The following is a 23,078-nucleotide window of genomic DNA, read 5'->3' as shown; positions in this document are numbered from 1 at the left end:
TCAATCCGACGTTGCACAAATCTGATTAGTTGCTTATGCAGGCCTGCTTTTGGGGAATCAATCATGGCTTGCAGAACGGCTTTCATCATCGCGATCTCGGCGGCATTGCTGGCCGCACCATCCGTCCTGGCGCAAGGCGCCGGCGAGCCGACCGGCGTCTGGCAGACGCAGTCCGGCGACGCGCGGGTAAAGGTCAGCAAATGCGGCGGCGGCATCTGCGGCGTGATCGTCGGCCTCAAAGACCCGGTCGATCCCGCCACCGGCAAGCCTCAGGTCGATGACAAGAATCCCAATCCGGCCCTGAAGAAGCGGCCGATGATCGGCCTGCCGCTGTTCAACGGCATGAATCCCAGCGGTCCCAACAAATGGTCGGGCCAGATCTACAACGCCGATGACGGCGGCACCTATGCGAGCAGTGTCTCGGTGGCGGGGACGGACACGCTCAAGGTCGAAGGCTGCGTCGGCGCGCTCTGCGGTGGCGAGACCTGGACGCGGGTTGGGCGGTAGACACATCATACGCGGGCTTGACCCGCGTATCCATCAGTCTTGAGGAAGAGCTTCACGAAGCGAGATGGATTGCCGGGAGCGTAGGCAAGTTTACGTAGTCTGCGCAAGGCAGACTACTATGCCCGGCAATGACGGAGATCACGCCGCCATCGCCTTCAGCGCGGTCGCCGCCGAGGCGTAGCCGCCGCGGGCGCCGTCGATGAAGTGGACGTGATCGCTGCGCATCACCGACGGCGTGAAGCAGGTCATCATCGCCGCGTCCTGCCGGTGCAGGCCGTAGCGCACGATCCTCTCCGAAGCCGCGTTGGCCAGAAGCTCGGCCAGCGCGCGCTCCAGTTCCTCCGTGCAATCGAGGATCATCCGCAGGCCGTCGTCATATTTGCGGAAGTCGGAATTCTCTACTACCTGCTGCACATAATTCTTCGGCACGAAATTGCCGACCTTGATGCCGAAGCGCATCACGACATAGGCCCACAGCGTCACCGCCAGCACGACGGTGCGCCGCTTCAACAACGGCCCGCCGCGCGCGGCGCGCGCCTCAAACTCCACGCCGGCCGGCGGCCAGCGCAGCGGCGGCCCATCCGGCGGCACCGGCCGCCCGGCATCCGGAGACTGTTCGACCAGCCTGATGATGTCCTCGATCACCTTGCGGAAGGCGAGCGGATCGGCGCCCTTGGCCGGCACCACCAGCACCGACAGAATGAGCCCGCGGGCGGAGGGAATTTCCTCGAACCGGCATGACAGGCCGGACAGGTCGGGCTGCGTGCCCGGCGTTGCCGCCGGCACCGCAAACTTGCCCCGCTTCATCGCGGCATCCGCCCAGCCCAGCCCCCCGCCGGAAAACATCGCATAGGACAGATTGGCCGACGCGCCGAAGCGGGCGACCTTGATATCGAGGCCTTGCGCGCGGATGTCCTTGACCGGCACCAGCGCCACCCGCATCACCAGATCGAGATCGTCGCGGACCCATGCCGCCGTCGCCGCCAGCGCGTCGCGGGCGCGCGCGAGGTCTGAGGGCGACACCGCAAAGCTCGCGCCATCGCCGCCGAACACGAACGGAAATTCGCGCCCGTCAAGCGCATTGGTGACGGCGGCGATGACGGCGGCGCCGGCCATGTTGACCGCCTTGTAGCGCTGGTTCTCGATCGCTTTGGTCGATTCCACGATATCGGCGACGCCGACGGTCCAGTCGTCCGGCAGCGGCGAATACATCGCCGGGTCCATCAGGCTGCCAAAGCCGCGAAAGACCGGGATCGAGCCATAGAAAATGTCGGTGCCGTCGGGCGTCGTCATGGCGATCTGGGCTACCCCGGGGTTCTCACCTTCCTAGCAGATACGGCCGTTTTCGGAATCCGGTTCAGCCGTGCGGCTGAACGTCCTACCCCTTCACGATCCCCCGCAGCACCAATTGGTTCAGCCGGTTGGCAAACGCCGCCGGATCGTCCGGCAGCTCGCCGTCGAGGATCTGCGCCTGCTCCAGCAACAGGAACGACAGATCCTTTGACAGATCCTTGGCCGCATCCTTGTCGCCGGCGATCGCCGCGACCAGCGGATGGCGCATGTTGATCTCCAGGATCGGCTTGGTGGTGGGAGCCTTGTTCTGCATCGCCAAGAGCCGCTCGAGCATGCGATCATGCGCGTCGCCGCCGGCAACCAGGCATGACGCGCTCGAGGTCAGCCGCTGCGAGGCGCGCACGTCGGAGACGCGCTCGCCGAGCGCGTCCTTGATCAGCGCAATCGTCATGGCCTCGTCGGTGCCGGAGGCGTCCTTCTTGTCCTCGGCCTTGTCATCCAGGAGCGGGATCAGGGCGAAATCGATATCGCCCTGGCTCAGCGATTTCAGCGGCTTGCCGCCGAAATCGAGCGGCGCCGAGGTCCAGAACGCATCGACCGGATCGGTCAGCAGCAGCACCTCGATGCCGCGCGCGGTGGCAGATTCCAGCTTCGGGTTCGCCTTCAGCCGTTCGATGCTGTCGCCGGTCAGGTAATAGATGTCGGTCTGGTTCGGCTTGAGGTCCTCGACATATTGCTTGAGCGAGCGCTTCTCGCCCTTCGTAGTGGTGAAGCGCGACAGCGACAGCAATTTCTCGCGGCGCTCAAAGTCCTCCCAGATGCCTTCCTTGATCACGGGGCCGAACGCGTCCCAGATTTTTGCGAACGCTTCCGGCTCCTTCTCGCCGAGGCTTTCCAGCTCCGATATCACGCGGCCGGTGACGGCTTTGCGGATCTGGGTGAGTTGCGGATTGTTCTGCAGCATCTCGCGCGAAATATTGAGCGGCAGATCCTCGCTGTCGATCACGCCGCGGATGAAGCGCAAATAAGCCGGCAAGACATCGGCGTCGTCGGCGATGAAGACACGGCGGACATAAAGCTTGATCTTACCCTTGCGCGCTTGATCGAACAGATCGAACGGCTTGGTCGACGGCGCGAACAGCAGCACCGCATAGGACTGCCGGCCCTCGGCGCGATAATGCAGCGTCATCGCCGGCTCGTCGAAGGCGCCGGCGATCTGTTGGTAGGCCTGCTTGTAGTCTTCCGGCGAGAGCTCCGATTTCGGCCGCTGCCATAGCGCGCTGGCCGAATTGATCTGGCGCGGCTCGCCCTCCTCCGGCACCAGTTCGATCGGGAACTGGATGTTGTCGGACCAGGCGCGGACGATGCGCTCGATCTCGTGGGTCTCGAGATATTTCGCTGCATCCTTCTTCAGATGCAGGACGATCTCAGTTCCGCGCGTGACGCGGGCGGCTTCCTCCTCGCTGGCCGGCGCGATTTCAAATCCGCTGCCGCCGGAGGCCGACCAGACAAAGACCTGATCGGAACCGGCGCGGCGGCTGGTGACCACGATGCGCTCGGCCACCATGAACGCCGCATAGAAGCCGACGCCGAACTGGCCGATCAGATTGGTGCCGTCCTTGGCCTCGGTCAGGCGGGAGAGAAAGGATTTTGTGCCGGAGCGTGCGATGGTGCCGAGATTGTCGATCAGTTCCTGCCGGTCCATGCCGATGCCGCTGTCGACGACGGAAAGCGTATTGGCCTTCTTGTCCGGCGCGATGCGGATTTTGGGCGGCGCGCCGTCCGTGATCAGCTCAGGCGCCGATATCGCCTCATAGCGCAGCTTGTCGCAGGCATCCGATGCGTTCGAAATCAGCTCGCGCAGGAAGATGTCGGTCTCCGAATAGACCGAGTGCACCATCAGATTCAGAAGCTCGGCAACCTCGGCCTGGAATGGCTGGGATTCGGGGGCAGTGGTGGTGGTCATACGGGGCTCGCAGGGAACAGGGCCAAAGGAAAGCCCTGATATAGCGATGCCATCCGGGGTGGCAAGCTTTGCCGGGCCCCGTCAGACGCCTGTGCACGCCCCTTACCGCTCGATAAAAGCGCGTTGGAATTGATCTAGAATCGGCTTGAACAGGTAGCTGAGCATGGTGCGGCTGCCGGTCTGCATGAACACTTCCGCGGGCATGCCCGAGGAGAGCTGCAGCCCGGCCAGCCGCCGGCGCTCTTCTTCCGGCAGCATGATCCGGACCGTGAAATAGGACGTGCCGGCCTGCTGGTCACGGGTGGTGTCGGGCGAGACATACGACACCTGACCGATCAGCTGCGGCGTCACCCGCTGGTTGAAGGCCGAGAAGCGGACAAAAGCCTGCTGGCCTTTCCGCACCTGATCGATGTCATTCGGCTGCAACCGCGCCTCGATCTGCAGATCGTCGGAATCCGGCACCACCTCCATGACGGCGTCGCCGGCGCGAATGACGCCGCCGATGGTGTGCGCGGTCAGCTGATGGATCACACCCGACGTCGGCGCGCGCATCTCGATGCGCTCGAGGATGTCGCGCGCTGCGACGCTTCGTTCGCTGAGTTCGGCTTCCTTGCCCTGCGCCTCGCCGAGCTCCTTGACGACTTCCGTCTGCACATCCTGGTCGAGCCTGACCATCTGAAGCTTCGCCTCGTCGACCTTGGTTCTGGTCTCAGCGATGGTTGAGATCAACTGGCCGCGCTCGCCTTCGATTCTGGCGCTCTCGCGCTGCAAGGCCGTGAGCCGCGCGATCGGCACCAGACGCTTGTCGAAGAGCTCCTGCACGCCCGTGAGCTCGCCCGTGATCAGGTCCAGTTGCTTGGCCTTGGACGCGACCTGCGCCTCCAGGCCCACGATCTCCTCGCCAAGCTGCGATACCTTGCTCTTGAGCAGCTCCCTCTGACTCTCGCGTGCCGTCACCCGCGCCCTGAACAGCGACGCCTCCGAAGCAAGCAGCGTCTTGACACTGTTGTCGTCCAGCCGGGCCGACATTTCCGGGGGGATCGCCGGGCGGGGCAGACCGTCGCGCTCGGCGACCAGCCGTGAGATCTTCGCCCGCATTTCGTCGAGTTGCTTGCTGACCACCTGAAGGCTGGCCTGCGCCTGCGTCGAGTCCAGCCGCAGCAGCAGATCGCCGGCATTGACCCGCATGCCGTTATGAATCGGGATCTGCGCGACCACGCCGCCGGTCGGATGCTGGATGGTCTTGACGTTGGACTGCACCACCAGATTGCCCGGCACCACGACGGCGCCCGACAACGGCACCAGCGTCATCCAGCCGCCTGCCAACCCGCCGACAACGAGCAGCGCCCGCAGCCCGGTGCGCAATTCGCTCTCAAAGGCGCGCGCCGCCCGGACGACGATGCTTTCGCCGGGCGCGCCCGCCACATCCGCCGATCCATCGCGATTGGCAAGGAATGCCACCCCCGCGGTCAGGCCATTGCGGACGACCCCCGTCACGGAACGATTGCGCGGTATCGCGCCCGCCGGGCCCGGCGGCGCCAATTGGGGAGCCTCGATGCGGGGCGGCAGCCGTTGGTCGTCGATCGGCAAAACCTCCGGCCTCGACCTCGGCATGTTCATGAGCGACGGATCGTCGGGCGCGATGATCGGACCGCGTGCCTGCCGTTGATTCAGCCAGGAATTGTTTGCCGGAGCATTACCCGCCGGGCCGCGGGCGCTGCTGGCCGGTGGCGGGGCCATGAACTGCGGCTCACGCGTGACGCGTCCGCCGCGCGCCGCCGGAGGCTCGGCATCTAGGCGGTCGGACTGGGATCCAAAGGGGCCGAGCCAGTCCAGCACCCGTCCCATCTTGCCTTTCTTTTTCGACCGCTTCGGCCGGGCCTGACGCGAACGCCGCGCGCCCTGATGTGGCTCGTCATTCGCCGGGCGGCGAAGCGGCGGCCGCTGGTCCTGCAGATTGTCGTGCTCGAACGCCTGCCGCAATCGCTGCAGTTCGAGGATCAGCGCCTGGCCTTGCGGCGCCGCGACGTCCTCATCCGTCCCGCCCATCCGGTGGCGCGCAACTCTTTCATCGGCATGCACGTGATCAAAACTCTTCATGATGAAACACTCTCGGCAAGCGATGCGCGCTGTTCTGCCTTGGCCTGCGGCGGGGGCTGCGGCGATCCCGGCGGTCCCTTGCCCCCAGAGTTGCGGACGCGCGCGAACACTTCTGCGCTCGGGCCGAACGCGATCGCCTTGCCTTCGTAGAGCACCATCGTCATATCAAGCGCGGAGAGCGCGCTCGGGCGATGCGAGATGACGACGACGATGGATTTGTTCTGGCGCATGATCCCGATGGCGCGCGTCAAGGCGTTCTCGCCGTCCGCATCCAGATTGGCGTTGGGCTCATCGAGCACGAGCAGGAAGGGATCTCCGAACACCGCCCGCGCCAGGCCAACCCGCTGCTTCTGACCAGCCGATAGCGACATACCGCCCTGCCCTATTCGCGTCGCGTAGCCCTCCGGCAGGCGCAGGATGATGTCGTGGACACCGGCGATCTGTGCGGCCTTGAGGATGGCGTCGGAGGTCGCGTACTCGTCGAAGCGGCAGATGTTTTCCGCCACGGTGCCGTCGAACAGGCCGACATCCTGCGGGAGATAGCCGATATGCCGGCCGAGATCCTCGTTGCGCCATTGATCGAGCGACGCGCCGTCGAGCCGCACGGCGCCCCGATGCGCCGGCCAGATTCCAACCAGCGCCTTCGAGAGCGAGGTCTTGCCCGACGCGCTCGCGCCCAATAGCGCCAGCCCCGCACCGGCCTTGAGCGAAAACGTGACACCGGACACGATCGGCATGTCGAAGCCTGGTGCTGCCACCGCGAGATTCTGCACGGACAATTCGCGGCAGGGGCGCGGCAGCATGACCGGCGGCGCCGGAGGCGGCGCGGTCGCCTTGCAGATGTCGCGCAAACGCGTGAGGCCCTGGCGGGCGGCGGCCAGTTGCTTCCAGGTGCCAAGCGCGATTTCGACGGGCGCGAGCGCGCGGCCCATCAGGATCGAGGACGCGATCATGATGCCGCCCGACGCCTTGTCGGCGATGACGAGATAGGCGCCTATGCCCAGCATTCCCGATTGCAGGATGTAGCGCAGCACCTTCGCGGCCGAGCCGAGATTGGCATAGACGTCGGTCGCGCGGATGTTTTCCTGCAAGTACCGCTCGTTGGCCTGCGACCAGCGCGCCGTCAACCGATCGGTCATGCCGAGCGCCCGAACGATTTCCGCGTTGCGCTGCGTTGCATCCGCCAGCACCTGCCGCTGCGCGTTCAAGTCCATTGCCGCCTTGGTCGCGCCGCGCGAGATCCGCTCGGTCACCAATGTCATGGCAATGATCGCGGCGGTGCCAAGCAGCGCCGTGAAGCCGATCAGCGGGTGAAACAGAAACAGCCCGATCAGAAAGACCGGGATCCACGGCATGTCCAGGAATGCCGTCGGCCCCATGCCCGACATGAAGGTGCGCACCTGATCGAGATCGCGCAGCGGCTGCTGCATCAGGACCGGCTTCACCCCGCGCAGCGGCAAGGTGGCGAGCGCCGAATGGATCGACCCCTGCAGCGCGCCATCGAACAGCGTCGCGATCCGGCAAAGCATCCGCGACCGCATCGCATCGAAATATCCCTGCACCAGGTAGGCGATCAGAACCATCAAGGACAGGCCGAACAGGGTCGCGAGGTTACGGCTCGGAATCACCCGATCGTACACCTGCAACATATAAAGGGAGCCCGACAGCATCAGGATGTTGATGACGCCGCTGAAGACGGCGACGCCGATCATGCGGCGCGCGCTCGCGCGAATCGCGCTCGCGACGGGATCGTCGGCGGCCAGCGTCGAAAGCAGACCCGAAATTGCGCGGGGCGTCGGCGCTGCCCGCGCTCGGTTCTGTGCCTGACCCTGAGCGATACCCATTGAACTGCCCTTCGACCCATCGACCGGGTCTCCCTGCAAATCTCCTTGACGGGCGATGCAGACCATTTTTCGGCAAGAATGCGACGAATGCCGATTGTTCAAGTTCGCTCGTGGGTAGAACGATGGCAAAGGCCTCGATGTCGCTGATCCCGTGTGCACGCGGGCGCGCAAAATTTCGGCATGGGAGGGACAGCGCCGTCGACTCTCGCAACGGACACAGACAAGGCTGCGATGTCCTTAGCTTTCGGGCGCGCCTCTTTCGTCGTTTTTCAGCGCGACGCGCGTCACGGATTCGTCTGTCTATCACCTTGCTTAGGCGCTCATTGGTCGCTGTGTCGGCCGAATGACGCCACGAAGCTCAATGATCCTTCATCCTGCGCACATCCTGCTCTCCGGCGGATGCGTGCGCCCACGCGTCATGAATTCCAGGGATAACAGGGGCGAATAGTAATGGCTCGCTTTGCTCACGGACATCAGCCCGACGCTGATCTCGATCTCCCGATCGATGAAGCCGCCAGTCCGCCGGTCGATACTGCTTCGCCGTCCACGATGCCATCAGAGGAAACGCTGCCGGCCAACCAAACCACACGACCGATCGGTTCGAGTTTCTCCGACCTCGGCGCCACCTTCTACGGCATGGCTCGGCCGCCGATGGATGCTTCGTCGCAAAACGCCCTCGACCAAGGCGGCCAGGGAGCTGCCAGCATGGCACTCCACACCAACGATCTCACCGCGGTGCAGAGCAATCTGCTGGCCGAACTCAATACAGGCCAGTTTTCCGGCGCCGCGCTCGGCCATGTTCAGGCGATCTTGTCCGACCTCACCACCGCCATCTCGGCAGCCAACGCCTCGGTGAGTGGTGGAGGCATGCCCGGCGCAGAACAAACGCTTCGGGCCAGCCAACTGAGCATCATCAATACCGTCAATACCGATCCCGTGCTGGCGAATCCGGCGCCGCAGAACGGGGTAACCGAACCAATCGCGGCGCCCGAGGCTGCCCGCGCTGACACGGCCACCGCGCCGAACGCCAATTCGGCGGAGACCACCAATCTGGCGGAGGCCGGCGACGCCGAGAACACGGCGCAGATCGACGAGAACCTCGATGCTGCGATAGCAGAGATGGAAGCGTTGATAGCTGCAAACCCTGACCTGTTCGTTGGGTTGACCGCCGATGATGCCGACGAGATCGTGCAGCAGATCCAGCTCGAACTCAGCCATATCAACAAGGGGGACGTCCCTCCTGGTGCGGCACAGGGCAGCAGTGGCGATATCACCGATATCGTTACGGGCGATATCAATCTGGCAAGCATGACTGCGCAAGGCCCGCCGAACTCATCTGGACAGCAGGCCGTCAACATCGCCGGCGCCAGCGAAACCCAGGCCCCGCCGCAAGTTGCCACCATCGCGATCGAGGATGTGCCGGTCACGATTGTAACGACGGAAGCCTCAACGATCACCGTCGATCACAGCAATTCGGGCGCGCCCGAATTGGCACATGATTTACATCACATGTGGGGATAGCGGCGCGCGGCGCGGCCTCCAGTGTCGCCGAGGCTCTCGCGGCGCTGGAGGCCAATGCATCACATCAAGAAGCGCGTTCGCCGATCCGGCTCACGCGGCGGGCGCACAGAAGACCTTTTCATCGGCCTGTGCCCGCAAAGGACGAAACTAGACGATGGCCTCAACGACGGCTTTGGGGACCATCATTGGTACGGCAGCGACATCGGCGGTTGGGGAAACGACGCCAACGGTTGCTGACCGGGAAGTGAAGTAGCGGGGCGTATGCGTGAGGAAGCGTAAGACGGACTATGGGACCATCATTCTACACTGGACGTTCGTCGCAGCCTTCGCCGTTGCGCTCGTCACCGGTTTGCGCATCGCGACTGAAACGCCCGACCGAACCTGGATCAACTGGTTCGATGCCGTGCTGCCGCGTGACAGCGTATGGATCGCCCATATGCAGGCCGCCATCGTCCTGGTTGCGGTGGCGATCGGCTACGTCGTCTATATGCTCCGCTCCGGACTCGGCCGCCGCGTCCAGCTCGACAAGGTTCGCCTGCGCGGGCTGTTCGTCGGCCGTGGGCAGGCGAGATTGAGCGCCGTGATCGCCGTGATGTACTGGATTTTCTTTGTCACGATGTCGGGACTATTGGTCAGCGGCGGCGCGCTCTATTTCGGTTTCTACTCCGGCTATGACGTGGCGATGCTGCACTGGGTCGGGACCTGGGTGATCCTCGCCTTTGTCGTCCTGCATGTCCTGACCCAATTTAAGAGTGGCGGCGCTTCGCAGCTGCTGCGCATCTTTCGTCCCGCCCCGCTGCCTGCGCCGCCGCCGCGGCTCGATGCCGTCGAACTGCTGGGTCTTCTGGCCGAGCGGTCGGCGCGCTCGCAAGGATCCGAAACTCTGGACGTGCCGCCCGATGCCTCGCCCCATCCGCTGCAGCCGCGCGCAGAGATGCGCCGCGATCGAACGGCTGAGCCTGATCCGGCGCCCCGCCCCCCGGCCGGTCCCGCGCGATCGCGAAACCCGACCCTGCAGGCCAATGCGTTCGTGGTCGCGGTCGCGGCCGCGATCACTGGCGCCTCGCTCATCGTAGCTACCGATCGGCTGGCGGTGGATAGTGTGCAGATTCGCCGCATCAATTCCGCCGACGCACCGAGCCTCGACGGCGACACGTCCGATCGGGCCTGGCGTGGCGTCAAGCCGTTTTCGCTGCTGACCGGAGAAGGCGGAAATTTCGACGGCAAGGGAGAAGCCAGAATCGAGATTCGAGCGGTGCACGACGGCACCTATGCGTATTTCCTCTTCACCTGGCAGGATTCGACGCGTTCGCTGAAGCACCTGCCGCTCGTCAAGGAAGCCGACGGATGGCACCTGCTTCATTCCGGCTTTCAGCTCGGCGACGAGCATCAATACAACGAAGACAAGTTTTCGGTGCTGCTGACCACCTCCGATGTCACGCTGGCCGGCGGCCGAACCTTTCATCCAGGGCCGCAGCCGGTCGCCGGCGCGCCGGCCACCATGAGCGGCCGCGGACTGCATTACACGGACACCGGCTATGCCGATGTCTGGCAGTGGAAGGCGACGAGCGGCGCGACCGGATCGATGGACGACGCGCATTTCGGGCCTCCGCTGAATCCGACCCCGATGCAGGCGGCCAACGTCGTTCCGTACAAGGGCGGCTTCGCGCCCGACCCGGGGACGGCAAGCTACCGGGACAATTTCACCGTCGAGGCCGACACGTCAGGCGGCCCGCGCCGCAGTCGCCTGGTCGCTCCGCTGCGCCTGCCCAAAGTCGTCGCTGCCACCACCGCCGCATTGGGGGATATCGACCTCGATCCCAATCATGGCGAGAGCGACGGCGCGCGCTGGTTCATGACCGATCAGGATTCAGTTCCCTATTCGACCGATATCGACGCCCGCATCCCGACGGGGACCGTGATCCCGGGCGTCATCCTGGGCGGCGAATTTTCAGGCGACCGCGCCGACGTTCGAAGTGCAGCCCGCTGGGCCTCCGGCCTTTGGGCGCTCGAGGTGAGACGCCGGCTCGACACCACAAGCCAGTTTGACGTGCCGATCAAGACCGGCGTCTTCATGCGGGTCGCCGCTTTCGACCACAGCCAGATCAGACATACACGGCATGTTCGGCCGATCCGTATCGAGGTGGAATAAATGTCAAAGATTTGCAAAGTCACGATCAACGACGAGCCGTTTCTGGCGAATCGCGGCGAGCTTCTGCTCGATTGGGCGTTGATGAACGGCGTCGATCTTCCGCATGATTGCCGGTCCGGAATTTGCGGCGCCTGCCGCGTGCGCCTCGTCGACGGCACGGTGTTCGGCGGCTACAGCCGGGGCGACGACATGATTCATGCCTGCCAGGCAAGAATCGTCTCCGATCTGGAGATTGCGATCGAGGCCGCTCCCGAGCCGGTGGCGCTGTCGGCGGAAGTGGCGCAAACGGTTCAGCTCGCGCCCGACGTGGTTGGCGTCGACGTCGAACTGCCGAAGCCGCTCGACTACCTTCCCGGCCAGTATTGCAAGCTGCAGTTTCAGGGATTCCCGGCAAGGCCCTACAGCCCGACCTTTCCGCTGGAAGGCGCTCCCCACGATCGCGTGCTGCACTTTCACATCCGGAAGGTCGCCGACGGGTTGGTATCCTCGGCGCTTGGCCGCGAGATCCGCCCCGGGCACCGCGTCAAGCTGACGGGACCGTACGGCCGCGCCTTTTTCAGGAAAGGCCATGCCGGCCGCATCGTTCTCGTCGCCAGCGGTACCGGTTTCGCCCCGATGTGGTCGGTCGCGGTCGCCGCGATCATGGAGCAGCCGCAGCGCGAGATGGTCTTCATCGTGCAGGCCCGCAGCATCCGCTCGCTCTACATGCACACGGCGCTGTGCCGGCTGGCGCTGTTTCCCAACGTCACGCTGATCCCGATGGTGTCGGAGCCGCAACAAATCTCGCACGCCATTCAGAGCGGCCGGCCGACCGATCATCTGCCAAAGCTGTCGCCGGACGATGTGGTCTACACCGCGGGCGCGCCGGCGATGACGGACGCCGTGGCGCGGATTGCGAAGGCCGCGGGCGCCCGATGCTACACCGACCCGTTCGTGCAGGAGCCGCGGACGGCCGAACAGGCAGGATTGATGTCGCGCCTCACCGGCTGGCTCAACGAACCCAAAAGCGGGACTATCCCGCCGCAGCCGGCGCGAAAGCCGGCGCCGATGCCGCGAGGCGTAGCCGCGGTTGGCGCCAGCAACCGCTAGCCGACCGTGGGCTAGCCACCATCACGCTGCGGGAGCCGGCAGCCTCTCGCATCCCGTCCCTGCGATGATCGACGACACTGCTTGCTGTGCGGCATCGCGCTGCGTTCCTCAGCCGGAGATCGCCGCGATATACCGCCGGACGGACATTTCGAATGCCTGCTTTGCATTGTCGGCGATGTTGCGGCCCCACCACGCGCCGTAGATGCGGTCGAACGCCAGCGGCTCGACCGCAGCCCAGATCCGACGCACAGCCGCGGCGTTGAGCGGAATGTAATTCGGAAAACTGTACATGAAGCTGAGCGAACGGCGGTCCATCGCCACCATCGCGACATCGCCGGTGAGCAGCGCGCCTTTGCCCTCCGCGCCGGCGCACCAATGCATGATCGTGCCGCCGACGAAATGCCCGCCGGTTCGCAGCAGAAGGATGTCATCGGAGAGCCTGTGGCTGTCGCCGGTCCAGGGCACGATGGCGGGATGCGGCCGGGTGACGAAGGCGCGATCGTCGCCATGCAGGTAGACCGGCACGCCAGCGAACGCCTCGCTCCAGTCGGCGACCGCGCCGTAGTAGTGCGGATGCGAGACGGCGATCGCCTTCAGGCCGCCGAGCGAACGGACGTGGTCTATGGCTTCGCGGGTAGCCAGCGGCACACAGTCCCACATCACGCAGCCATCGGCCTCCCGCACCAACAGCGCGCGCTGCCCGATCGCAAAACCCGGCTCGACGGCGATGCCGGGAATGCCGAGATCGTCGCGCCAGACCAGCTTGTGATGCCGCGCCAATTCCTCGCGTGTCAGCCACGCCTGGCCCTTCCAGTTCACAAATTGCCGCTCGTCTTCGCAGATCAAGCAGGCCTGCGGCGACTCAGCGTTTTCGGGAAACTGGGCGCCACATTGTTCGCAGGTCCACAGCGGCATCGGCATTACTCCTGTCGAGAGGACTGGTAGCGCAAAATGAAACGACCAGCCAATGCCAAGATAGCGAGGTGCTAATACCCGATCGCCGCGCCATCGCTGCGCGGATCGGAACCGCCGCTCAACATGCCGTTCCACCGATCGATCGTGATGCCATGCGCGTGACCGGCCATTTCGTTCCAGGCGTTCCAACGATTGACCGTGTGGCCGCGTCGCGCGAGCGCGTCGATCGTAGCTTCGGGGAAGCGGCTCTCGATATGCAGCGTGTCGCGCGCTTCGCCGAGCGCGAAGCGGCCGGACAGGAACCGCGGCATCTCGATCGCTTCCTGGATGTCGAGACCGAAATCGATCATCGCCGAATAGAGCTGCATCTGGATTTGCGGCTGGCCATCCGCCCCCATGCAGCCGAGCACGCTCCAGAGCTTGCCGTCGCGTTTGGCCATTGAGGCAATCAACGTATGCAGCGGAATCTTGCCCGGCTCGAGGCGATTGGGGTGATTGCGATCCAGCGAGAAATACGCACCGCGATTTTGCAGGATGACGCCGGTCTTTCCCGCAACCACGCAGGATCCGAACGCGCCATACAGGCTTTGAATCAGCGACGCCGCATTGCCGTCGCGATCGACGGCGGCGACATAGACCGTATCGCCGGACAGGCTGCCGAATGACGGCACCATGTCCCATTTCAATGCAGACCTTTCGTCGATCAGCCGGCCGCGCTCGGCCGCGTATTCCTTCGAGATCAGCCGCTCGACCGGCACGTTGGCGAACGAAGGATCGGCGAGCACCTGATCGCGGTCGTGGTAGGCAATCTGCTTGGCCTGCACCAGGAGATGGACATGGTCGGGCCCGAGGAAATCCTTGCGGTGCAGTTCATGCGGCTCGACGAGGTTGAGCATTTCGAGCACGGTAAAACCCTGCGTCGGCGGGGGCGTGTTGAAGACCGTGACGTCGCGGTAGCGCCCAACAAGCGGCTCGCCCCAGACGGCCTTTTGCCGGTCAAAATCGGCAAGCTGGAACAGGCCGCCGGCCGCTTCCGAAAAGCGCGCCATCTCGGCGGCGACCGGCCCCTGGTAAAAGCCCTGCCATCCCTCATTTGCGATCGATTGCAGCGTGCGCGCCAGGTTGGCGTTGGTGAGCCTTTCGCCGGGCGCCGCGGCTTCGCCTCGCGGAAAAAACAACGCGGCGGCTACGCGATCCCTGAGGAGATCATCGCGCACCATCTCGATGAAGCCTGCAAGGCGGCCGGTGACCGGAAAGCCGTCGCGTGCGTATCCAATGGCGCTTTCCAGCACACGCTGGAGCGGCAGCCGCCCATGGACGCTGTGCGCCTCGATCCAGCTAGCCACCGCGCCCGGCACCGTCAGGGTCGCTGGCACGATGCCCCGCAACGGAACCTCATTCAGCCCGCGCGCTTCGAGCGATGCCAGCGTGGCGCCCTCGGCTGCCTTGCCGCCGCCATTGAGGGTGCGGATCTCGCCACTCGCGCCATCGTGAATGAGCCAGAACGCATCGCCGCCGAGACCGGTCATGTGCGGATAGACGACCGCGAGCACGGCGCTCGTCGCGATCGCGGCATCGACGGCGGAGCCGCCGGCGCGAAGCACGTCAAGGCCGGCCGCAGAGGCGAGCGAATGCGGCGACGTCACCATGCCATTCGACGCAAGCGTGACGGGCCGGCCGGTACGAATGTCCAATTCAAGCCCCCGAGTTGCCAGCCGTCAGGCGCGGATCCGCCTGATCATGTAATTGTCGTAGGTGGCCTCGCATGTCGTGAGACGCCGTCTCCTTGCTTGGTGAAATGAAAAGCGAACGCGCGGATCGTCAGTCGCAGCATGAATTGTCGGCGCGGTTATCCCGGCTCGCGCTGTTTCGGTCGGGCGGCAGGTCCATCGCCGGATTCTCGGCAAAGAAGCCGTTCGGCTTTAGCGTGAAGCCGACATATTCGACCGGCATCACCGGAAAATCCTCGGGCCGGCAGACATGGGTCGCTCCGAAACTGTGCCAGACTACGATATCCTGGTTTTCGATTTCGCGGTTCCTGGCAATATATTTCGGCAGACCGTCGCCGCCGGCATGCTGGTTCGGAAACTCGCCGCTCGCGTAGCGTTCGTCGGGCGCATAGCGCGTCACCCAGATGTGCTTGGTCGCAAAGCCGCCGCGCGAAGTCATGTAGCAGCCCTGCTGCGCAAGCATCACGGGCGCACTGTGCGCCAGGAGCTTGTAGGCCGTCGGGCCGCCGACACTGTTCTTTTGATTGGGATTGGTGATCTTCCAGTAGCGTCCGGTCCGCCCGTCGGCCTCGCGGACCGCGTCGCGCTCGCGTGAAAGCACCCGCGACGTGGTGTCGAACACATTGCCGTAGGGATTGTCTGTTCCCCACGGCCGCGGCCGGAACTCGTGCTCCGTCACCGTATTGCCCTCACCGTCCAGCATCATGTGCAGGCGGGCGTTGAAGAAATGCTGGTGCGTCGGACCGCCTAGATTGTCGGCGACCATGCCGCCCCACGGATACGGCTTGCCCGGCGCGATCGCCGCCGTCTGGATGATGCCGGTGAGCTTGACTTCGAGCTGAATGGTGCCGTCCTGGTAGAAGTACCAGAAGAATCCGTAATCGTAGTTTCCGACGGTCGTGAAGAACGAGATGACGAGCCGCCGTGACCGCCGCACCTCGAACGTCTCGTTGCGGAATTCGTAATGCTTCCAGAGGATGCCGTAATCCTCCTCGTGCAGGCAGATAGCATTGTTCATGACGGTTGGCTTGCCGTAATCGTCGGCCACCGGCACGTCGAAATAGTGGATATGGCCGAGGCAGTCGCAGCCGAGTTCGAGCGCGTTGGCGAGCTTGCCGAGCCCATACTCTCCGGCGTCAAACGCGCATTTCCAGAAATGGTTGGCGGTCGGATCAGCATAGGGAACGATCATGTCGGTGACACTGGCCCGATAGATGATCGGCCGTTCGCGCGCACCGTCGCGAAAGGCGATCTGGTGCAGCACCAGGCCTTCGCGCGCGGTCCAACCGACGCGGAACGACCAGTTCTGCCAATTAACCTTCCATCCCTCGACCGTGAAGCTCGGGCCGTCCTTCTGCACGACATCCAGCGGCTTCACGTCCTTGCGCGTTTGCGGAATCGATGCCCGGTCGTAGTTGCGCGATTTCTTTGGGATCGGAATGATGTCGGACTCGTCGACCAGCTGGACGATCCTGTTCTCGATCAGGTCGACCAGCGCGACCACGCCTTCGATCGGATGAGCATAGCCATTGTCCTTGAGATCCCTACGCCAGTAGGACACGGCGCTGACCAGCCTGCGGCCCTTCTCCACCTCCCGATCGAAATAGCCGGCTGAAAACGGGTCGACCTGAACCAGTTCGATGTCCTCATCGCTCAGACCGCGCCGCTTCATCGCACGCCGCCAGTCCGTATCGGCCTTGACGATGTCGCCGACCTTGAACACCTCCTCGATCGTGATCGGCGGCTGGCCGTAAGGATGGGCCTTGGTCGAATACTCCCGCCACGCCGTGACCGTCCTCGATTCGAGATCGACCGTCGCGACATGCGTCGCGCCGGTCTTGCTGTCGAACAGGGTGACGGCGGCCCGCCGCGGGAGCCCGGCAGGCGGCTTCCATCCGAGGACGTCGGACTTGGCCGGCTCTTCGAGCTGCACATGCGTAAACCGCGCGTGCGGACCGAGCCTCTTTTCTTTCCGCAATATTTCGGACGCCAGCGCGACCTCGGTCTCGCTGAGCGGGTCGAGCGGATGGCCGGCATCTATGCCGGCAGACGGCTTTGTACGTACCATATCGGACCGAATTCTCCCGGGATCTGGCCGCAGGTTACGGCGGCCCGAGCCGCCGTGTCTTGAATGAACCTGCCACCTTCGGCCGGTTCGGCCCTTGCCAGAGCCACCGGTCCTGGGCGACGCTGGGGGACCACAAACCGGATCTTGTTCGCACGATGCCGATCAGCGTCTCCACCGACCCGATCCGCCCGACGGAGCGCCAGGCCTTCTGGACCGAGGCGATCTGCCGGTCATTCGCCAATATTGAAACCAAGCCGCTCGGCTCGACCGTGGTCAGCGGCCACTTCGAGTTCGTCGAGATCGGCGACGCCAAGCTCGTCCGCTTCGACAGCAGCCCACAATGCTATACCCGCGATGCCAGGCTCGTGAGCCGGGCCGGCTCCGACGAATTCATGTTCGATTTCCAGCGCCGCGGGTGCAGCGCGATGGTGCAAGCCGGCAACGAAGGCACGATCAATCCGGGATATGGCGTGCTCTACGACGCGCGGCGTCCGTTCGAGGATCGGCTGTTCGGCCCCGAACAACGCGCCGAAGTGCTGATCGCAACCGTGCCCGCCGCGGCCCTGCTGCGGGCCGTCCCCGACGCGGAGCGATTATGCGCCAAGCCTGTGCCGCTGTCGGGCGCGGTTGCACGCTCAATTGCGGCTTTGGTGCGTGCGGCAATCTCTGTGCCGAGCGCGCCTGAAACGCGTTCCGGGCCTGACATCACAGCCTATCTGTCCGCCCTGCTGCGCATTGCCTTGGGCGGCAGCCATCAGCTCACCCGGCCGGATCTGTTTCACCTGATCGACGGCTATCTGAGGACAAATATCAGTAACGTTCGGTCGGCGCCGGCGCTTGCCGCCGAGTTCGGCATTTCGGAACGGACCTTTCATCGTATCTTCGCCGACCGCGAGACCACGTTCGAACGCCACGTCCTTCATCTGCGCGTCGAATTGTTCAAAGACCTGCTGCGGCGGCCCTCGCTGGCAAACATTTCGATCGCCAGACTTGCGCATCAATGCGGCTTTGCCGATGCCGCCCATGCCACGCGCACGTTCAAGGACCGATTTGGCGCCACGCCACGGGACTTTCGCTCAGGCCCGCCGGAGCAGCGAACCGCTTCGGATTAAGCCGCCGCCTCACAATAGCTGCGATACCAGCTAGCGAACCTGTGGATGCCGTCCTCGATCGGGGTCGCCGGGCGGAAGTCCACGTCACGCACGAGATCATCGACATCGGCATAGGTCGTCGGCACGTCGCCCGGCTGCATCGGCAGCATTTCCTTGTTGGCCTTGCGCCCCAGCTCCTGCTCGAGGAGACCGAGCACGAGCATCAATTCCTGCGGCTTGTTGTTGCCGACATTATAGATGCGCCAGGGGGCGATGCTCGATCCCGGGTCCTGAATTCCGCCCAGCCCAGCCTGCCCAACCTGCGGCGGGCGGTCGATCAGGCGGACCAGGGCTTCGGTTACATCGTCAACATAGGTGAAGTCGCGCAGCATCCGGCCGCCGTTGAACAACTTGACCGGGTTGCCGCGGACGATCGCGTCCGCAAACACGAACAGCGCCATGTCGGGCCGATACCAGGGGCCATACACCGTGAAGAACCGCAAGCCGGTGCACGGGATCCCGTAAAGATGACTGTACGAATGCGCCATCAACTCGTTGGCCTTCTTGCTCGCGGCATAAAGGCTGATCGGGTGATCCACGTTGTCATGCACCGAGAACGGCAGCTTCCGGTTGGCCCCGTAGACGGACGACGAGGATGCGAACAACAGATGACGGCAGCCATTGTGCCGGCATCCCTCCAGGACATTGGCGAAGCCGACCAGATTGGCGTCGACATAGGCGTGCGGATCCTGCAGCGAGTATCGCACGCCCGCTTGCGCGGCCAGATGGATGACGACAGGAAACCGATATCGCGCGAACAGCCCCGGTATCGCAACGCGATCCGCCACATCAAGCTTTTCGAACTGGAAGCGCGGGTCGTTGCGGAGGATATCGAGCCGGGCCGCCTTCAGCCGCGGATCATAATATCCATTGAGATTGTCGATCCCGACGACGCGGTGGCCGGACTGCAGCAACCGCTGCGCCACGTGGAATCCGATGAAGCCCGCGGCCCCCGTTACCAGAATTGCCTGATCCGGCATTATCATCCGTGTATCCTTAACCAGCCGATGTCATGGCGGCGCATGCGTGTCAGTACGCCACCGATTTCGGCCGACCAACGCCGCAGTACAGAAAGCCGTTCCGCTCCACCTCCTCCGGAGAGTAGATGTTGCGCAGATCGACGATGACGGGGCAGGCCATGATGGTGGACAATTCCTTGAGATCGAGCGCCCGGAACTGCTCCCATTCCGTGACGATGACGAGCGCGTGGCATCCCTTGGCGCAACGGTAGGCGTTCTCGCTGAAGGTGACGTTCTCGAACACCTTCTTCGCCTGCTCCATGCCGACGGGATCGAAAACGCGAACCTCGGCTCCCATGTCCTGCAGCGCCGTGATCAGCGGAATCGATGGCGCGTCGCGCATATCGTCGGTATCGGGCTTGAAGGTGACGCCGAGAACCGCAATCGATTTTCCGCGGATATTGCCGCCGAATGCATTCGCGACCTTGCGCGCCATCGCCCGCTTGCGCTGGTCGTTGACGGCGACCACCGTCTCCACGATCCGCACCGGCGATTCATTGTCCTGGCCGGTCTTGATCAGCGCCATCGCATCCTTTGGAAAGCAGGATCCGCCGAAGCCCGGGCCTGCGTGCAGGAATTTCTGACCGATCCGGTTGTCGAGGCCGATCCCGCGTGCGACTTCCTGCACATCGGCGCCGACCTTTTCTGCAAGGTCGGCAATCTCGTTGATGAACGCAATCTTGGTGGCGAGGAAGGAGTTGGCGGCATATTTCGTCAGCTCCGCGGTGCGGCGGTCGGTATAGAGGATCGGCGACGCGTTGAGGTGAAGCGGCCGGTACACTTCGGCCATCACGCTGCGGGCGCGCGCGTCATCCGTTCCGATCACGATCCGGTCGGGATGCTTGAAGTCGCGGATCGCCGCCCCTTCGCGCAAGAACTCGGGATTCGAGACGACGGCAACCGTGGCTGTCGGGTTCTCTTCGCGGATGATGCGCTCGACCTCGTCGCCGGTCCCGACCGGAACCGTCGACTTGGTAACCACCACTGCCCGTTCCGGGAGCGCGCCCGCGATCTCGCGCGCCGCCGCATAGACATAGGAAAGATCGGCGTGACCATCGCCGCGGCGCGACGGCGTGCCGACCGCGATGAACACCACCTCCGCTTCGCGCACGGCCGACTTCAGATCGCTCGCAAATGACAGGCGGCCCTGGCCGACATTTCGCGCCACCAGTTCGGCAAGTCCGGGTTCGTGAATCGGCATCTCTCCGTTGTTGAGGCTGGCAACTTTCTCGGCGTTGCTATCGATACAGACGACCTGATGCCCGAAATCGGAAAAACACGCCCCTGACACCAGCCCGACATAGCCGGCGCCAATCATCGCTATATGCATTACGGTTCCTGTCTGAAAAGCCGCGCGCGGCCCTGCGCCGACGGAGATAAAAGGTGAAACGACGGGCTAGCTGCTCAGTATCGATTCACCGTCGAGATGACGGGGAAAGAAAAAGAAATTGTTGACGTAGAACCGTCCGTCCTTGCGTCCGCCGTCCGGTCGCAGCGCACCGGCATCCTGGAGCCTGCGGGAATCGAACTGTTCGACGCCGATCACCTCGCTGTCCTTAAGGAAGAACCCCCGATAGGATTTACTCCGGAAGAATTCGAACACCGAGCGCGTCGCCTCGGCGCGATGGCGGTCTTCCGCCTCCACCAAAAATACCGGCTGGCAACGCTCCAGAAGTTCGACGGCGCCGTTCAGGACGTTCAACTCGTGGCCTTCGACGTCGATCTTCACGAACGCCACATCCTGATTGATGACCGCGTCGAGCCGCGCGATCGGCACATGGGTAGAGACTAACCTGGCCGATGAATCGGTTCGCGCCTCCAGCGAGGCCAGGCCATAGACCAGGCCGTCGTCGCCTTGCGGGATGTATAACTCGGCATCGCCGTCATGATCCGACAGTGCGATCTCGTGGACACTCACATTCCGCGCCGAGGTTCGGCGCAGCAGCCTCGCCATCTGCTGCGAAGGCTCGAAGGCGTGAACCTGCCTGGAAAGGCGCGCCAGCCGCCGCGTGTACAGGCCGCAATTGGCGCCGACGTCCACCGTCACCGCGTCATCGGGAATCACCTTGTCGAGATAGGACAGCTCCCGCTCCGCCGATTTGGGGCGCTTCATGAAATGCCATTGCAGCCATACCGAGGGAAACGCATCCTTCACCAGTTCCTTGACCTGTTGCTTTGCGTTCATCGCTGCCTCCCTTGGTGTCGCACACACAGCCTTCGCTGCGACGTACGTCGTCCTCGATGCGGGTGCTGCCTCCCACCCGGCCGCACCTCAGACGCGGTCATAGATATCCTGAACCCGGACGATGTCGTCCTCCCCGAGATAGGAACCGGACTGGACCTCGATCAGATTGAGGGGAACCTTTCCGGGATTCTCCAGACGATGCATGCATCCCAGGGGCACGAAGATCGACTCGTTCTCGCGCAGCAGGATCTCCTCGTCGTCGCGCGTGACGATCGCGGTGCCGTTCACCACGACCCAATGTTCGGCGCGATGATAATGTTTCTGCAGCGACAGCTTGGCGCCGGGATTGACGGTAATTCGCTTGACCTGAAACCGCTCGCCGGCATGGATCGACTGATAGTAGCCCCAAGGGCGATGGACGCTGTGGGTCTGGGTCGCCGACCGATGGCCGTTTGCCTTCAGACGCTCGACCAATTTTCCGACATCCTGGTCACGCTTCCGGCTGGTCACCAGCACCACGTCAGGCGAAGTGGCGATGACGAGATCCTCGACCCCGAGTGCTGCGACCAGTTGCCCGTCGCCGCGGACATAGCAGCCCGAGGTGTCTTCCATCACGGCATCGCCAATCACCACATTCCCCGACGGATCCTTTTCCGCCATCGACCACAAGGCCGACCAGCTTCCGACATCGCTCCAGTCGAACGTGGCGGGAACGACCACCGCATTGTCGGTCTTTTCCATGATCGCGTAGTCCATCGAGATGGACGGGCAGGCTTCGAAAGCGCGCTCGTCGAGGCGGAGAAAATCGAGATCGCGCGTTGCGCCGGTCAGCGCCTTGCGGCAGGCGGCAAGCACCTCCGGCGCCCGATGCGCCAATTCGTCGATGAACTGGCGGGCCGGCAGCAAGAATATCCCGCTGTTCCAGACATGCTCGTCGCAGGCCAGCAGGCGCTCCACCGTCACCAGATCCGGCTTCTCGACGAAGCTTGCAACGTTGCGAATCGGGGAAGCGGCTTCCAGTTCGACGCCCATCCGGATATAGCCAAACCCGGTCGCCGCCGATAAAGGCCGAACGCCGAACAGGACGAATCGACCGTAGCGCGCTGCCGTGACGCCCGTCGATATGGCGGCGCGAAACGCGGCGTGATCGCGCACCCAGTGATCGACCGGCATCGCCAGTATCACGGCGTCGGGATCGCTCTCGCTGGCGAGCAGCGCAGCAACCGCGACGGCGGGAGCGGTATTCCTTCCGAACGGTTCGAGCACGATGGTTGGACGATCGACGCCGACCGCGCGCAGCTGCTCGCCGATCGCGAAGCGATGCTCGGCGTTTGCGATCACCATCGGTTCAGCAAACAGCGAGCGATCGTCGACCCGCAGCGCGGTTTGCTGCAGCAAGGTGTTTTCGCCGAGCAGCGAAAGCAATTGCTTGGGATAGGTCTCGCGTGACAACGGCCACAGCCGCGAGCCGGCGCCGCCCGACAGGAGAACGGGTACGATACGGCCGTGCGGCTCGATCATCGCCATGGCATGGTCCT

Annotated in this window: 17 protein-coding genes; 6 read left to right on the top strand and 11 right to left on the bottom strand. The window is 64.0% G+C overall.

Annotated elements, in window-relative coordinates; all coding sequences use genetic code 11:
• The first annotated feature begins 63 nt into the window (after positions 1 to 63).
• Positions 64 to 507: a DUF2147 domain-containing protein gene (locus V1279_RS02325; protein ID WP_334432060.1), complete on the top strand. Its 444-nt coding sequence runs from the start codon at positions 64 to 66 to the stop codon at positions 505 to 507.
• A 138-nt stretch (positions 508 to 645) separates the two neighbouring features.
• On the opposite strand, the gene V1279_RS02320 is transcribed toward V1279_RS02325, so the two are convergent.
• The 4 genes from V1279_RS02320 to V1279_RS02305 all read right to left on the bottom strand — a co-directional run bounded on the left by V1279_RS02320 (position 646) and on the right by V1279_RS02305 (position 7,578).
• Entirely contained in the window at positions 646 to 1,800 is a 1,155-nt protein-coding gene (locus tag V1279_RS02320; protein ID WP_334432057.1) for a DUF3095 domain-containing protein, read from the bottom strand.
• A gap of 85 nt (positions 1,801 to 1,885) precedes the next feature.
• A complete protein-coding gene (htpG, locus tag V1279_RS02315; protein ID WP_334432055.1) occupies positions 1,886 to 3,766 on the bottom strand; it encodes a molecular chaperone HtpG in 1,881 nt (626 codons plus the stop codon).
• Positions 3,767 to 3,868: 102 nt separating this feature from the next.
• Positions 3,869 to 5,866, bottom strand: a complete 1,998-nt coding sequence (locus tag V1279_RS02310; protein WP_334432052.1) for an HlyD family type I secretion periplasmic adaptor subunit — start codon at positions 5,864 to 5,866, stop codon at positions 3,869 to 3,871.
• Positions 5,863 to 7,578: a type I secretion system permease/ATPase gene (locus tag V1279_RS02305; RefSeq protein ID WP_334446165.1), complete on the bottom strand. Its 1,716-nt coding sequence runs from the start codon at positions 7,576 to 7,578 to the stop codon at positions 5,863 to 5,865. Before V1279_RS02305 ends, V1279_RS02310 begins: the two co-directional genes overlap by 4 nt.
• Positions 7,579 to 8,160: 582 nt before the next feature.
• Here V1279_RS02305 and V1279_RS02300 point away from each other — a divergent pair.
• Genes V1279_RS02300 through V1279_RS02285 form a run of 4 tightly spaced genes read left to right on the top strand, consistent with a single transcriptional unit; the run spans position 8,161 to position 12,472 of the window.
• A complete protein-coding gene (locus V1279_RS02300; RefSeq protein ID WP_334432050.1) occupies positions 8,161 to 9,231 on the top strand; it encodes a hypothetical protein in 1,071 nt (356 codons plus the stop codon).
• 54 nt (positions 9,232 to 9,285) lie between these two features.
• On the top strand, positions 9,286 to 9,468 hold the full coding sequence (locus tag V1279_RS02295) for a hypothetical protein (protein WP_334432049.1): 183 nt from the start codon (positions 9,286 to 9,288) through the stop codon (positions 9,466 to 9,468).
• A 28-nt stretch (positions 9,469 to 9,496) separates the two neighbouring features.
• Positions 9,497 to 11,383 carry an ethylbenzene dehydrogenase-related protein gene (locus V1279_RS02290; RefSeq protein ID WP_334432047.1) on the top strand — a complete coding sequence of 629 codons (1,887 nt, stop codon included), beginning with the start codon at positions 9,497 to 9,499 and terminating at the stop codon, positions 11,381 to 11,383.
• Complete coding sequence (locus V1279_RS02285; RefSeq protein WP_334432044.1) at positions 11,384 to 12,472, top strand: 2Fe-2S iron-sulfur cluster-binding protein; 1,089 nt, start codon at positions 11,384 to 11,386, stop codon at positions 12,470 to 12,472.
• Between the two features lie 108 nt (positions 12,473 to 12,580).
• Here the strand turns inward: V1279_RS02285 and V1279_RS02280 are convergent, their stop codons facing one another.
• From V1279_RS02280 to V1279_RS02270, 3 genes are all read right to left on the bottom strand, one after another.
• Positions 12,581 to 13,387 (bottom strand): MBL fold metallo-hydrolase, encoded by an 807-nt coding sequence (locus tag V1279_RS02280; RefSeq protein ID WP_334432042.1) that lies wholly within the window; start codon positions 13,385 to 13,387, stop codon positions 12,581 to 12,583.
• A gap of 71 nt (positions 13,388 to 13,458) precedes the next feature.
• Positions 13,459 to 15,081, bottom strand: coding sequence for a gamma-glutamyltransferase (gene ggt / locus V1279_RS02275; protein ID WP_334432040.1), 1,623 nt, complete (start codon positions 15,079 to 15,081; stop codon positions 13,459 to 13,461).
• Positions 15,082 to 15,208: 127 nt separating this feature from the next.
• Positions 15,209 to 17,185 (bottom strand): primary-amine oxidase, encoded by a 1,977-nt coding sequence (locus tag V1279_RS02270; protein ID WP_334432038.1) that lies wholly within the window; start codon positions 17,183 to 17,185, stop codon positions 15,209 to 15,211.
• Positions 17,186 to 17,244: 59 nt separating this feature from the next.
• Here V1279_RS02270 and V1279_RS02265 point away from each other — a divergent pair, with 59 nt between their 5' ends.
• Positions 17,245 to 18,297, top strand: a complete 1,053-nt coding sequence (locus V1279_RS02265; RefSeq protein WP_334432036.1) for a helix-turn-helix domain-containing protein — start codon at positions 17,245 to 17,247, stop codon at positions 18,295 to 18,297.
• Here the strand turns inward: V1279_RS02265 and V1279_RS02260 are convergent.
• The 4 genes from V1279_RS02260 to V1279_RS02245 all read right to left on the bottom strand — a co-directional run bounded on the left by V1279_RS02260 (position 18,294) and on the right by V1279_RS02245 (position 23,061).
• Complete coding sequence (locus tag V1279_RS02260; protein ID WP_334446163.1) at positions 18,294 to 19,316, bottom strand: NAD-dependent epimerase; 1,023 nt, start codon at positions 19,314 to 19,316, stop codon at positions 18,294 to 18,296. The genes V1279_RS02265 and V1279_RS02260 overlap by 4 nt on opposite strands.
• Before the next feature lie 49 nt (positions 19,317 to 19,365).
• The gene (locus tag V1279_RS02255; protein WP_334432034.1) at positions 19,366 to 20,685 is read right to left on the bottom strand and encodes a UDP-glucose dehydrogenase family protein; all 1,320 of its coding nucleotides are present in this window, start codon (positions 20,683 to 20,685) and stop codon (positions 19,366 to 19,368) included.
• 66 nt (positions 20,686 to 20,751) lie between these two features.
• Positions 20,752 to 21,540: an FkbM family methyltransferase gene (locus V1279_RS02250; RefSeq protein WP_334432031.1), complete on the bottom strand. Its 789-nt coding sequence runs from the start codon at positions 21,538 to 21,540 to the stop codon at positions 20,752 to 20,754.
• Between the two features lie 87 nt (positions 21,541 to 21,627).
• Positions 21,628 to 23,061: a mannose-1-phosphate guanylyltransferase/mannose-6-phosphate isomerase gene (locus V1279_RS02245; RefSeq protein WP_334446161.1), complete on the bottom strand. Its 1,434-nt coding sequence runs from the start codon at positions 23,059 to 23,061 to the stop codon at positions 21,628 to 21,630.
• Positions 23,062 to 23,078: the final 17 nt, after the last annotated feature.

Origin of the sequence: Bradyrhizobium sp. AZCC 1610 (genome assembly GCF_036924515.1) — a bacterium.
Taxonomy (GTDB): Bacteria; Pseudomonadota; Alphaproteobacteria; order Rhizobiales; family Xanthobacteraceae; genus Bradyrhizobium.
Note: the sequence above shows the minus strand (reverse complement) of the source record. Positions and strands in the feature narration are given on the sequence as shown.

Coding starts and splice junctions, on each gene's coding strand:
- V1279_RS02325 (WP_334432060.1), top strand. CDS start 64: ATGGCTTGCAGAACGGCTTTCATCATCGCGATCTCGGCGGCATTGCTG.
- V1279_RS02320 (WP_334432057.1), bottom strand. CDS start 1,800: ATGACGACGCCCGACGGCACCGACATTTTCTATGGCTCGATCCCGGTC.
- htpG (WP_334432055.1), bottom strand. CDS start 3,766: ATGACCACCACCACTGCCCCCGAATCCCAGCCATTCCAGGCCGAGGTT.
- V1279_RS02310 (WP_334432052.1), bottom strand. CDS start 5,866: ATGAAGAGTTTTGATCACGTGCATGCCGATGAAAGAGTTGCGCGCCAC.
- V1279_RS02305 (WP_334446165.1), bottom strand. CDS start 7,578: ATGATCGGCGTCGCCGTCTTCAGCGGCGTCATCAACATCCTGATGCTG.
- V1279_RS02300 (WP_334432050.1), top strand. CDS start 8,161: ATGGCTCGCTTTGCTCACGGACATCAGCCCGACGCTGATCTCGATCTC.
- V1279_RS02295 (WP_334432049.1), top strand. CDS start 9,286: ATGCATCACATCAAGAAGCGCGTTCGCCGATCCGGCTCACGCGGCGGG.
- V1279_RS02285 (WP_334432044.1), top strand. CDS start 11,384: ATGTCAAAGATTTGCAAAGTCACGATCAACGACGAGCCGTTTCTGGCG.
- V1279_RS02280 (WP_334432042.1), bottom strand. CDS start 13,387: ATGCCGCTGTGGACCTGCGAACAATGTGGCGCCCAGTTTCCCGAAAAC.
- V1279_RS02270 (WP_334432038.1), bottom strand. CDS start 17,185: ATGGTACGTACAAAGCCGTCTGCCGGCATAGATGCCGGCCATCCGCTC.
- V1279_RS02260 (WP_334446163.1), bottom strand. CDS start 19,316: ATGCCGGATCAGGCAATTCTGGTAACGGGGGCCGCGGGCTTCATCGGA.
- V1279_RS02255 (WP_334432034.1), bottom strand. CDS start 20,685: ATGCATATAGCGATGATTGGCGCCGGCTATGTCGGGCTGGTGTCAGGG.
- V1279_RS02250 (WP_334432031.1), bottom strand. CDS start 21,540: ATGAACGCAAAGCAACAGGTCAAGGAACTGGTGAAGGATGCGTTTCCC.
- V1279_RS02245 (WP_334446161.1), bottom strand. CDS start 23,061: ATGATCGAGCCGCACGGCCGTATCGTACCCGTTCTCCTGTCGGGCGGC.